This is a genomic window from Streptomyces mutabilis, assembly GCF_014649815.1.
Classification (GTDB): Bacteria; Actinomycetota; Actinomycetes; order Streptomycetales; family Streptomycetaceae; genus Streptomyces; species Streptomyces mutabilis.
Genome location: NZ_BMTT01000008.1, coordinates 144,145 through 155,857, shown reverse-complemented (window position 1 = coordinate 155,857; position 11,713 = coordinate 144,145). Strand labels below are relative to the sequence as shown.

Here is an 11,713-nt window from a genome sequence, read left to right as displayed (position 1 = left end):
TCGAGCGGTGCGGACTTGGGGGGAGGAGCCGAGCGTGGCGGAGCAGGGGAAGGTGACCGCCGTCCGGAGCCGGGACGCCGGGCGGACCGTGCTGCCGCCCGGGCTCGACGACGTGGACCTGCGAACCTTGCGCGCCATGGACGGTCCGGAGCTCTCCGAGGCCGTCGACCTGGTGCTGGCGGGGCCGGTCGAGTCCCGGCAGGTCTGGTACTCCGGCGGCAACGAACCCTCGTCGACCGGGCTCGGCGCCGCTGCGGAGCCACGTACCTTTTCAGCCGGACCCGACGGGACGGCCCCGATCCGGGCACTGCGGGAATGAGCCGGGCGACCGTCCCGCCCGATGTCCTCACCGCACTCGCAACGACCCGGCCCACCCCCGCCGGAACGGCGGCACTGCGTGCGGCGGTCCACGCGCGTCGCATGCTGCTGTTCAAGGCCCTCCTCGTTCGGGTCGAACGGCAGCACGCCCACCTGCGCCCCTCGGTGCGTCGAGGCTTCGAGGACGCTTGGGCGCTGCTGGAGCGAGCCGAGCGGGCCGACGCCGGCGCCGTGCGCGAGGTGCTCGACTACCCGACGACCGGCGCTTGGATCACCGAGGCGCTCGCCGCTCCGACCGGGCCGGAGTTCGAGGCACACCTGGCCCATCTGGCAGGAGTAGCCGTCGTCGCCGCGTCCCGCGCCGGCTGCCCGGCCACCGGCACCCTCCGAGTGCCCTCCGGAGTCCTGGGCCTGCCCGGTCTGGGCGTACTGCGCTGCCCCTCCGGCCGGGCCCGGGTGAGCGCCCGGGACGGCCGGCTGCGGCTCGTGGAAGACGCCGGGCACGGCGCGGTCGACCTGCCGCGACGTCGGGTCCGGGTGCGGGACGGTGCCGCCCACGGACCCGGCTGGTCCGCGCTGCGGGCCCTGCCGGGCGGTACGGCCCTCCTCGACGACCTCGACCCCTACCGGGTGCCGCGCCCCGGCATAGGACCCACGGCGGTCCCCGCGGCCGACCGTGCGCACACCGACCACCCGTCGTGGGCCGGGCGGTGGCGCCGGGCCCGCGCGCTGCTGTCGGCGACCGATCCGGGGCGGATCTCCGAGACGGACGCCCTGGTGCACGCCTTGGTGCCGCTCGCCGCGGCGGGACACGACAGCGGGATGCCGACGGGTGCCACCGTCCGAGCCGCTCCCGGCGCCGTGCTGACCCAGCTCCCGGCCGGTGCCGCGGAGCTGGCGGAGACACTGGTCCACGAGACCCACCACACCAAGCTCGCGGCCCTCGACGACTCCGTCCTCCTGTGTCGTCCCGGGGGCATCCTGCACCGGGTGGCCTGGCGGCCCGACCCGAGACCGGCCTCGGCGGTCCTCCAGGGCACCTACGCCCACCTGGCCCTGCTCGACCTGTGGCGGAGGGCAGAACGGGCGTCCGCTGCCCCCACGGCCTGGCGGCAGCGCGCCGCGGAGCGCTACGGGCGGTACCGCGAACAGGTCGACCAGGCCTTGTCCGTACTCCGGGGATCCGATGAACTGACCTGTACGGGACGGCACTTCGTGCAGGAGATGCACCGGCATCACCTGAGTCTCGGGACGAGGGTCCGGGACTCCAGATGACAGAGCGCACAGTATTGACCTCGTTGCGTTAGCGTGTGCGCGAGCGCGGCGGACGCGGCGGGAACGGGAGCAGCGATGACGGAACACCGGTGGTCCGGTGCGGACGGTGCCACGGCGTCCGAGCACATTCTGGTGGTCTTTCCCGGCTACCACCGTTCATGGGCGGCATGGATCGGGCAGTGCCTGGAGCGCCACGGTCATCGGACCACACTGCAGCGCTGGGACCCACCGCGGGAGGTCCCCCTGGAGGACTCGTTCGGCGACCTGCTCCTGTCCAGCGGGCGCGTCCTCCTCGTCCTCGACGACTGGTTCTTCGAACTGGGCCCGCGCCCCGCGGGCGAGTGGAACGACGTCCTGCGCGGCTTCGTCGCCGCGCACGCCGACCGCCTCGCGGCCGTCAACCTCACCAACCGCCCGCTCCTGCCGGCCACGGCGGTCCTGGAACCGGCCAGCCTGTGGGGGATCGGCGAGGAGGGCGCCGAGGAGCGGCTGCTCACCCGGCTGGGACTGAGCCGCCTGCGCACACCCCGTACACCGGTCACCCCTGTGCGCTACCCGGACACACGCTGCGACGTCTGGGGCGAGGTGCCGCACCGCAACCCGCGTTTCACCGGACGCGACGACCTTCTCACCACCCTCCACCAGCGTCTCGCCGACGCAGAGCGCGGGGCTGCCGTCTGCACCCTGCTCGGCATGTCAGGCATCGGCAAGACCCAGCTTGCGACCGAGTACGCGCACCGGTTCAGCACCGACTACGACGTCGTCTGGTGGGTCAACTCAGACGACCGCAACATCCAGCGCGACCGCTTCGGCGAACTCGCGGTCGAACTCGGGCTGCGCAGCGGCAGCGAACCGGGTGAGCGCATCCGGGCCGTACGCAACGCACTGCGCCGCGGTGATCCCCACGCCAAGTGGCTGATCGTCTTCGACGGCTGGGACGACACCACGGGGGCCGACGCGCTGCTGCCGCAGGGCGCCGGCCACGTCCTGGTGACCTCCCGCAACCGCGGATGGAGCGAGCGGGCCGACGTCCTGGAGGTCCCGGCCTTCGTGCGCGCCGAGTCCGTCGGCTACCTGATGCGCCGGGCCAGCCACATCACCGCCGCGGAGGCCGACGAGGTCGCCGCCGAGTTCGGCGACGTACCGCTGCCGCTCGTGCAGGCCGCCTCCTGGCTCGGCGAATCCCGAATGGAGGTTCCCGAGTATCTGCGGATGGTGCGCGAGCGCAGACTCTCCACCGTGGACGAGCCCGTCGCGGGCGAGGGGTTCCCGCAGTCCTCCATGACCTCGTGGTCGATACTGCTCAACCGGCTGCGCCGGGCGCAGCCGCAGGCCCTCGACGTGCTCGGCCTGTGCACCTCGTTCGCTCCCGGCCGCATTCCGCTCGGGCTCATCCGCGCCTACCCGCACGCCGACCTCCCCGAGGAACTGCGGTGGATGGCGGCGGACCTGCCAGCCTGGACCCGCGCCCTGGACACGCTGGCGAACTACTCGGTACTCACCCGTGAGACCCGGGGGCCGGTCGGCGTCGAGATGGGGCCCCACCAGGAGTCGGTGCACATGCACCGGCTCGTCCACGACATCATCTCCAAGCTGATCGGCGCGGACAGCCGCGAAACCCACCGCTGGGCCGTGCGTACCCTGCTCGCCGAGGCGGACCCGGGCAACCCCCTCGACAGCCGGAACTGGCCGCGGTACGCCGAGTTGCTGCCGCACCTGGAGCCTTCGGGGGCCTTCGACAGCACCCGGCCACGAGTCCAGGAGGCCGTTCTCAACTGCCTGCGCTACTGCGTCCGCAGCGGTGAGTACACCACCGGTCTGGCGCTGGCCCAGCGGATCCGCGACCGCTGGTCGAAGCTGCTTCCGCCCCTGTCCCAGCCCATGCTCGACCTGACCGCGCAGGAGAGCAACCTGGTGCAGGCCAGCGGCCGGTTCCGCGAGGCGTACGAACTCGACCGGTCCGTGCTGGAGCGGCTACGGGCAGCCGGGTCCGGCACCAACGCGCTCGCCGAACTGGCCGCCCAGGACTCGATGGCCAACTCCCTGCGCAGCCTGGGCCGCTACGACGAGGCGTACGAACTGCAACAGGAGGTCCTGAACGGCACCGGCGGCCTGCTCGGCACCCACGAGCCCGCCACGCTGCGGGCCCGCCACAACCTCGGTGTCAGCCTGCGCCTGCTGGGCAGGTACGCGGACGCCTACGAACTCGACCTGGAAAACCTCGGCACCCGCGAGAACGTCCTGCGGGTCCGGCACATCAGCACGCTCAACTCCGCCAGCGCCGTCACGCACGACTTGCGGCTGCTGGGTCGCTACCGCGAGGCGATGGCCCGGCAGGAACCGGTGGTCCGACTGCACGTGCAGGTACTGGGTGCGCAGCACCCGCAGACCCTGGGCGCCCGTACCCACCTGGTGATGTGCCGTCGCCGCGAGGGCGGTTTCCAGGACGTGGGCCCCTCGATGGAGAGTCTCCTGGAAGAGCTGGCCCAGGTGCACGGTCGCGAGCACTACCGCACCCTGAACTTCCTCACCAACTACGGCAACTACCTGCGCGAACACGGCGACCTCAGTCACGCCCGCGAGCTCATCGAAGAGGCCGAGGCCGGGTACCGGGCGCTGCTCGGGCCCGCCCACCCCGTCGCCACCGGCATGCTCGCCAACACCGGCCTGATCATGCAGGCGGCCGGCGAGCGGGCCGAGGCCATGTCGATGTTCGAGGCGGCCCTGGCCGGACTCACCGCCACCCTGGGCCCCGACCACCCCTGGGTGCTCGGCTGCGCCCTGTGCACCACCGGCGCGCGCAACTTCAACGGGCGGATCGCCGACGCGGTGGAACTCGGCCGGGACACGGCGCGCCGGGCTCAGCGCACCCTGGGCGGCGAGCACCCGCTGACCCTGTCCTGCCAGGTGGCCCTGGCCGCCGATCTGCGGGCCGCCCGGGAACACGAGGAGGCGGCGAAGCTGGAGGAGGACGCGCTGCTGGCCCTGACCCGGACGCTGGGCGCCCAACATCCGCACACCCTCTCCGCCCGGCAGCGCACTCGCCCGTACTGGGACTTCGAGCCCTACCTCGGCTGAAACCCGGAAAAGGGGCCCGGCCCCGAGTCGCAAGGACTCGGGGCCGGGCCCCTTCGCGCGTGGGCGAGGCCGGTCAGCGGCTCACGCCTCGAACACCTCGCGCACCAGCTGTTCCTGCTCCGCCTGGTGCCGCTTGGCGGAACCGACGGCCGGGGACGAGCCGTGCGGGCGCGAGATGCGGCGCAGGCGCTCGCCGTGCGGGACGTCGGCGCCGACCGCCAGGTCCAGGTGGTCGATCAGGTTGAGCGCGATGAACGGCCAGGCACCCTGGTTCGCCGGCTCCTCCTGGGCCCACAGGTACTTCTCGGCGTTCGGGTACTTGGCGATCTCCGCCTGGAGCTCGGCACCCGGCAGCGGGTAAAGGCGCTCGATGCGGATGATGGCCGTGTCCGTGACGCCGCGCTTCTTCCGCTCGGCGTCGAGGTCGTAGTAGACCTTGCCGGCGGTGAAGACGACCTTCTTGACGGCGGCCGGGTCGACCGAGTCGTCGCCGATGACCGGGCGGAACTGGCCCGTCGTGAACTCCTCCGCCTTCGAGGCCGCGGCCTTCAGGCGCAGCATCGACTTCGGGGTGAAGACGACCAGCGGCTTGTGGTGCGGGTTGTGCACCTGCCACCGCAGGAGGTGGAAGTAGTTCGACGGCAGGGTCGGCATCGCGACCGTCATGTTGTTCTGCGCGCAGAGCTGCAGGAAGCGCTCCGGGCGGGCCGAGGAGTGGTCCGGGCCCTGGCCCTCGTAGCCGTGCGGCAGCAGGAGGGTGACGCCGGAGGTCTGGTTCCACTTCTGCTCGGCCGACGAGATGAACTCGTCCACCACCGTCTGGGCGCCGTTGACGAAGTCGCCGAACTGCGCCTCCCACATCACCAGCGCGTCCGGGCGGGCCAGCGAGTAGCCGTACTCGAAGCCCATCACCGCGTACTCGGAGAGCAAGGAGTTGTAGACGTTGTACCGGGCCTGGTCCTCGGACAGGTACAGCAGCGGGGTGAACTCGTCGCCCGTCTCGCGGTCGATGACCACCGCGTGCCGCTGGCCGAAGGTGCCGCGCTGCGAGTCCTGGCCGGAGAGCCGGACCGGGACGCCCTCGAGCAGCAGCGAGCCTACGGCGAGGGTCTCGCCCATGCCCCAGTCGATCGTGCCGTCCTCGACCATCGCCGCGCGGCGCTGCAGCTGCGGCAGCAGCCGCGGGTGCACGGTGATGTGGTCGGGGATGTTGACCTGGGACTCGGCGATCCGCTTGACCGTCTCGGCGGTGACCGCGGTGTTCACGGCCACCGGGAACTCGGCCTGCGGGTCCGAGGGCTCCGCGACGGCCGGCTGGGAGACGGCTTCGCGGACCTCGGTGAAGACCTTCTCCAGCTGGCCCTGGTAGTCCTGCAGCGCCTGCTCGGCCTCTTCCAGGGTGATGTCGCCGCGACCGATGAGGGACTCGGTGTAGAGCTTGCGCACCGAGCGCTTCTTGTCGATCAGGTCGTACATCAGCGGCTGGGTGAAGGCCGGGTTGTCGGTCTCGTTGTGACCGCGGCGGCGGTAGCAGATGAGGTCGATCACCACGTCCTTGTTGAACGCCTGGCGGAACTCGAAGGCGAGCCGCGCCACGCGGACGCAGGCCTCCGGGTCGTCGCCGTTCACGTGGAAGATCGGGGCCTCGATCATGCGGGCCACGTCGGTGGCGTACATCGAGGAGCGCGAGGACTCCGGGGCGGCGGTGAAGCCGACCTGGTTGTTGATGACGACGTGGACCGTGCCGCCGGTGCGGTAGCCGCGCAGCTGCGACATGTTCAGGGTCTCGGCCACCACGCCCTGGCCCGCGAAGGCCGCGTCGCCGTGGATCGCCACCGGCAGGACGGTGAAGTCCGTGCCGCCCTTGTTGATGATGTCCTGCTTGGCGCGGGCGACGCCCTCCAGGACCGGGTCGACCGCCTCCAGGTGCGAGGGGTTGGCGACCAGCGAGACCTTGATCTGCTCGCCGTCGAGGCCGGTGAAGGTGCCCTCGGCGCCCAAGTGGTACTTCACGTCGCCGGAGCCGTGCATCGACTTCGGGTCGAGGTTGCCCTCGAACTCGCGGAAAATCTGCGCGTACGACTTGCCGACCACGTTGGCCAGGACGTTCAGCCGGCCGCGGTGGGCCATGCCGATGACGACCTCGTCCAGGCGGGACTCGGCGGCCGAGTCGATGACCGCGTCCAGCAGGGGGATGACGGACTCGCCGCCCTCCAGGGAGAAGCGCTTCTGGCCGACGTACTTCGTCTGCAGGAAGGTCTCGAAGGCCTCCGCCGCGTTCAGGCGGCGCAGGATGCGCAGCTGCTCCTCGCGCTCCGGCTTGGTGTGCGAGCGCTCGATGCGGTCCTGGATCCACTTGCGCTGCTTGGGGTCCTGGATGTGCATGAACTCGATGCCGGTGGTGCGGCAGTACGAGTCGCGCAGCACGCCGAGGATGTCGCGCAGCTTCATGAGCGACTTGCCGGCGAAGCCGCCGACGGCGAACTCGCGCTCCAGGTCCCACAGGGTGAGCCCGTGCTCGGTGATGTCCAGGTCGGGGTGCTTGCGCTGCTGGTACTCCAGCGGGTCGGTGTCGGCCATGACGTGGCCGCGGACCCGGTAGGAGTGGATCAGCTCGAAGACGCGGGCGGCCTTGGTGACGTCGTCGTCGTGCGAGGCGTCGATGTCCTTGAGCCAGCGGACCGGCTCGTAGGGGATGCGCAGCGCCTTGAAGATGTCGTCGTAGAAGCCGTTCTCGCCGAGCAGCAGGTTGGCGACCTGGCGGAGGAACTCGCCGGACGCGGCGCCCTGGATGACCCGGTGGTCGTAGGTCGACGTGAGCGTCATGACCTTCGAGATGCCGAGCTTGTTCAGGGTGTCCTGGGAGGTGCCCTGGAACTCCGCCGGGTAGTCCATGGAGCCGACGCCCATGATGACCGACTGGCCGGGCATCAGGCGGGGCACGGAGTGGACGGTGCCGAGGCCGCCCGGGTTGGTCAGGGAGACCGTGACGCCGGTGAAGTCGTCCATCGTGAGCTTGCCGTCGCGGGCGCGGCGGACGATGTCCTCGTAGGCCTGCCAGAACTCGAAGAAGTTCAGCGTCTCGGCCTTCTTGATCGCCGCGACGACCAGCTGGCGGTCGCCGTTGGGCTTGACCAGGTCGATGGCGAGGCCGAGGTTGATGTGCGGCGGCTTGATGAGGGTCGGCTTGCCGTCCTTCTCGCCGAACGCGTAGTTCATCGACGGCATGGCCTTGATGGCCTGCACCATCGCGTAGCCGATCAGGTGCGTGAAGGAGATCTTCCCGCCCCGGGCGCGCTTGAGGTGGTTGTTGATGACGATGCGGTTGTCGAACAGCAGCTTCACCGGGACCGCGCGCACGGACGTGGCCGTGGGCAGCTCCAGGGAGGCGTTCATGTTCTTCGCCACCGCGGCGGCGGGGCCGCGCAGGGTCACCAGCTCCGGACCCTCGGGCGTGGAGTCGGCGTCCTTGGCGGGCGTGGCGGCCTTGGCCTGCGGCTTGGCGGCGGGCTTGGCCGGCGCGGCGGCGGGCTTCGCTGCCGGGGCGGCCGGAGCCGCGGGGGCGGCAGCGGCGGGCTGTGCGGCCGGAGCCGCGGGGGCGGCCGGCTGGGGGGCCGCCTTCGGCTGGGCCGGGGCGGCTGCCTGCGCCTGCGGCGTGGGGGCGGCCTGGGGGGCGCTGCCGGACTCCGTGGCCGCGGCGCCGGAGGCGGGCTGGGCAGCGGCCGCTCCGGGCTTGTAGTCGGCGAAGAAGTCCCACCAGGCTCGGTCCACGGAGTTCGGGTCCTGGAGGTACTGCTGATAGATCTCGTCGACGAGCCACTCGTTGGCACCGAAGGCGGCCGCGGGGTTCTTGCCCGCGTTGCCCGCTTGGTCGGTGTCGGTCGAGATGCTCGAGTTACTGGGGGACTGTGGCGACACGGCGAGAACCGCCCTCTTCCGCTTCACAAGATGGTGGACAGCGGGAATCAAGGCTACGCCTCCCCGGCCCGGAAGGTCAGACCGGGCCCGTTCATCGTCGCGTAAGTCACATCGCAGAGTGCGTTTCGGTGCTGGAAATGGCGGGAAACAAGCGAGGTTCCGTTGCGCGTGGGAAGGGGAGACCGCGACCCGGCGCCGGGAGGGCGCGGGCCTGTGCCTGATCACACGTGTCCGTCAGCGCGAACGCCAGTGGATCTTGACGCTCCGGTTCGAACCCTACGTCAACTCGGAGCTGACGGCAGGCCCGGAAGGGTGATGAGAATCCGGCATCCCCGCTCGGATTCGGCCACGCCGATCCGGCCGCCGTGCAGATCCACCGCCCAGCGGGCGATCGCCAGGCCCAGTCCGGTGCCGCCGTCGCTGCCCGGACCGTGCGGCCGGGACACCGAACCCCGGTTGAACCGTTCGAACACCCGGCGCCACTCCGAGCGCGGAATACCGGGACCCTCGTCGAGGACCTCCAGCTCCAGCGACTCCGGCAGCTCCCCGCGCCGCGCCCGAACCGTCACCCGGCCGTGCGGCGGGCTGTGCTTGACCGCGTTGTCGATGAGGTTGGCGACGACCTGGTGGATGCGCTCGGGGTCGGCGTGGGCGGTGAGGTCGGACGGGCACACGTCCAGGGCGAGGTGCACGTCGGTGCGGGTGTGACTGCCGGAACCGGTGGCGATGCCCGCCCGCGCGGAGGCGACCATGTTGGCCTCCTTCAGCACGCCCGACAGGTACGGCCACACCTCGAAGCGCCGCTTGCGCAGCGGTACGACGCCGTTGTCCAGGCGGGAGAGGTCGAGCAGCGTCTCCACCAGCCGGCCGAGCCGCTCCGTCTGGCCGAGCGCCGTGCGCACGGTCTCGGGATCGGCTTCGGTGACCCCGTCGACGATGTTCTCCAGCACCGCGCGCAGGCCCGCGATGGGAGTGCGCAGCTCGTGCGAGACGTTCGCGACCAGCTCCTTGCGCTGGAGGTCCTGGGCCTCCAGGTCGTCGGCCATGCGGTTGATGGTGACGGCCAGGTCGCCCAGCTCGTCGCGGCGGTTCTCGCGCACCCGGCGGGTGTAGTCGCCGTGCGAGATGGACCGGGCCACGGCGTTCATCTCGTCCAGCGGAGCGGTCAGCGAGTGCGCCACGAACTGGGTGATCAGCAGCGTGGCGATCATCGAGAAGACCGTGATGAAGCGCAGCTCCGTCTTGGTGTGCACCGCGATCACCGACAGACCCGTGGTGATCAGCACCGACGTGACGACCAGCGCGCCCAGCTTGGTCTTGATCGAGAACGGGCGTACGCCGCCCCAGGGATCCCCGGTGCTCCGGGGGCCGGGGCTCCTCCGTGCGGCCTCCCGCCCCTCGCTCACGGCGTCGGCGTCTCCAGCGCGTACCCGACGCCGTGCACTGTGCGGATGCGCTCGGCGCCGATCTTCCGGCGCAGCGCCTTGATGTGGCTGTCGACGGTCCGGGTGCCGGAGGCGTCCGCCCAGTCCCACACCTCGGCCAGCAGCTGCTCCCGGGAGAGCACCGCGCGGGGCGTGTTCGCCAGGCAGACCAGCAGGTCGAACTCGGTGGGCGTGAGGTGGACGTCCTCGCTGCGCACCCGCACGCGGCGCTGCGCGTGGTCGATCTCCAGTTCGCCGAGGCGCAGGATGCCGCTGCGCGGCGTGGAGGCGGCCACCACGGCCCGCTCCACCCGGCGCAGCAGCACGTGCACGCGTGCGGCGAGCTCACGCATCGAGAACGGCTTGGTCATGTAGTCGTCGGCGCCCACGCCGAGCCCGACCAGCATGTCCGTCTCGTCGTCCCGCGCGGTGAGCATCAGCACCGGCACCGGACGCTGGGCCTGCACGCGCCGGCAGACCTCCAGGCCGTCGAAGCCCGGCAGCATGATGTCGAGGATCAGCAGGTCGGGCTGCCATGCCTCGGCCGTGTCGACGGCGGCCGGGCCGTCGCCCGCCGTTTGCACCAGGAACCCTTCGGCGCGCAGGCGGGTCGCGATGGCGTCGACGATCGTCTGGTCGTCCTCGACCACCAGCACCCGGCGCTGTGCGCCCTGGGTCGCCGTCGCCGTGCCGTTGTGGGAGGTCTGTGTCTGCTCCATCGCCCGCCCCTGAGGTGTGCTTACCGGAATCAGTGGGGTGATCCCTTGTCTGCGCATGACTGCGATTGACGCTTGAATGACCGCGTCAGGGCAGCAGCGTACGGGGATCGGCCGCGGCTTTGCTATCCAGGCCCGACGGCGAGGTGGACGACGTCCGGAACGCCCCGGGCAACGGGGATCTCTTCGGTACGCACCTGTTGGAACCCGGCATTACGCAAGGTTTCTTCGAATTCCGGGGAGGGTTGGGCGGACCATACGGCAAGCACCCCGCCGGGCCTCAACACCCGTGCGCAGCCCGCCAGTCCGGCCGGCGTGTACAGCCCGTCGTTGTCCTCGGTGACGGTCCAGGCGGGGCCGTTGTCGATGTCGAGGCAGAGGGCGTCGTACGTGTCGGATGTCTCATTGACGTAACGCACCAGGTCCGCTTCGACGATCTCCGCGCGGGGGTCGGCCAGTGCCTCGGCGGACAGTGCGGCCAGGGGGCCGCCCCGGTGCCAGTCGATGATGGCGCGTTCGCGTTCGACGACCGCGATCCGGCCCCAGCGCGGGTCGGCGGCCGCGTGTGCGAGCGAGAAGCCGACGCCGAGACCGCCGATGAGCAGGTGCGGCGCGGACGGCCCGGCGGAGGCGGCGAGCGCCTCGGACGCCACGTCCACCAGCCGCCGCTCGGAGCGCCCGTCGGAGGTGTCCATCAGGAAGCAGCCGTTCGCGATGATCTGCAGCAGTGCCCCGTGCCGGCGCAGGACGACCTCGCCGTGCGGGCCCTCGCGACGGTCCAGGACTTCGGGGGTGTCGTAGGGGTCGTGGGAAGTGGTGGGCATCAGCCCATCCTGGCAAAGGAATGCCGGACGGTCCGACGGTGCTGCCCCGGCAGACGCGGCACCCGCACTTGATCGCTCAGAGCGAACACGCCTTGGGGAACAATCGTGGACTCCCTTTCATTGAGTCGATGTAACTCAACTTGACTGCCGAAGGGGAGAT

The 11,713-nt window shown here is 71.1% G+C and carries 7 protein-coding genes; 3 read left to right on the top strand and 4 right to left on the bottom strand.

The window, feature by feature from the left end:
- Nucleotides 1-34: 34 nt before the first annotated feature.
- The 3 genes from IE142_RS18580 (at nucleotide 35) to fxsT (ending at nucleotide 4,671) form a co-directional block, all read left to right on the top strand.
- A complete protein-coding gene (locus IE142_RS18580) occupies nucleotides 35-319 on the top strand; it encodes a hypothetical protein (protein ID WP_191886813.1) in 285 nt (94 codons plus the stop codon).
- The gene (locus IE142_RS18575; protein WP_191886812.1) at nucleotides 316-1,593 is read left to right on the top strand and encodes an aKG-HExxH-type peptide beta-hydroxylase; all 1,278 of its coding nucleotides are present in this window, start codon (nucleotides 316-318) and stop codon (nucleotides 1,591-1,593) included. Before IE142_RS18580 ends, IE142_RS18575 begins: the two co-directional genes overlap by 4 nt.
- Nucleotides 1,594-1,668: 75 nt before the next feature.
- Nucleotides 1,669-4,671, top strand: coding sequence for an FxSxx-COOH system tetratricopeptide repeat protein (gene fxsT / locus IE142_RS18570; protein ID WP_191886811.1), 3,003 nt, complete (start codon nucleotides 1,669-1,671; stop codon nucleotides 4,669-4,671).
- Nucleotides 4,672-4,752: 81 nt separating this feature from the next.
- Here the strand turns inward: fxsT and IE142_RS18565 are convergent, their stop codons facing one another.
- The 4 genes from IE142_RS18565 to IE142_RS18550 form a co-directional block, all read right to left on the bottom strand.
- Entirely contained in the window at nucleotides 4,753-8,589 is a 3,837-nt protein-coding gene (locus IE142_RS18565; RefSeq protein ID WP_191886810.1) for a multifunctional oxoglutarate decarboxylase/oxoglutarate dehydrogenase thiamine pyrophosphate-binding subunit/dihydrolipoyllysine-residue succinyltransferase subunit, read from the bottom strand.
- Between the two features lie 281 nt (nucleotides 8,590-8,870).
- Entirely contained in the window at nucleotides 8,871-9,995 is a 1,125-nt protein-coding gene (locus IE142_RS18560; RefSeq protein WP_191886809.1) for a sensor histidine kinase, read from the bottom strand.
- A complete protein-coding gene (locus tag IE142_RS18555; protein WP_043380000.1) occupies nucleotides 9,992-10,732 on the bottom strand; it encodes a response regulator transcription factor in 741 nt (246 codons plus the stop codon). The genes IE142_RS18560 and IE142_RS18555 overlap by 4 nt, the downstream gene beginning before the upstream one ends.
- Before the next feature lie 122 nt (nucleotides 10,733-10,854).
- On the bottom strand, nucleotides 10,855-11,553 hold the full coding sequence (locus tag IE142_RS18550; protein ID WP_191886808.1) for a spermine/spermidine synthase domain-containing protein: 699 nt from the start codon (nucleotides 11,551-11,553) through the stop codon (nucleotides 10,855-10,857).
- Between the last annotated feature and the right edge of the window lie 160 nt (nucleotides 11,554-11,713).

What these genes read in the sequence shown, in the direction of transcription:
- IE142_RS18575 (WP_191886812.1), top strand. Translation starts at nt 316, where the DNA reads ATGAGCCGGGCGACCGTCCCGCCCGATGTCCTCACCGCACTCGCAACG.
- fxsT (WP_191886811.1), top strand. Translation starts at nt 1,669, where the DNA reads ATGACGGAACACCGGTGGTCCGGTGCGGACGGTGCCACGGCGTCCGAG.
- IE142_RS18555 (WP_043380000.1), bottom strand. Translation starts at nt 10,732, where the DNA reads ATGGAGCAGACACAGACCTCCCACAACGGCACGGCGACGGCGACCCAG.
- IE142_RS18550 (WP_191886808.1), bottom strand. Translation starts at nt 11,553, where the DNA reads ATGCCCACCACTTCCCACGACCCCTACGACACCCCCGAAGTCCTGGAC.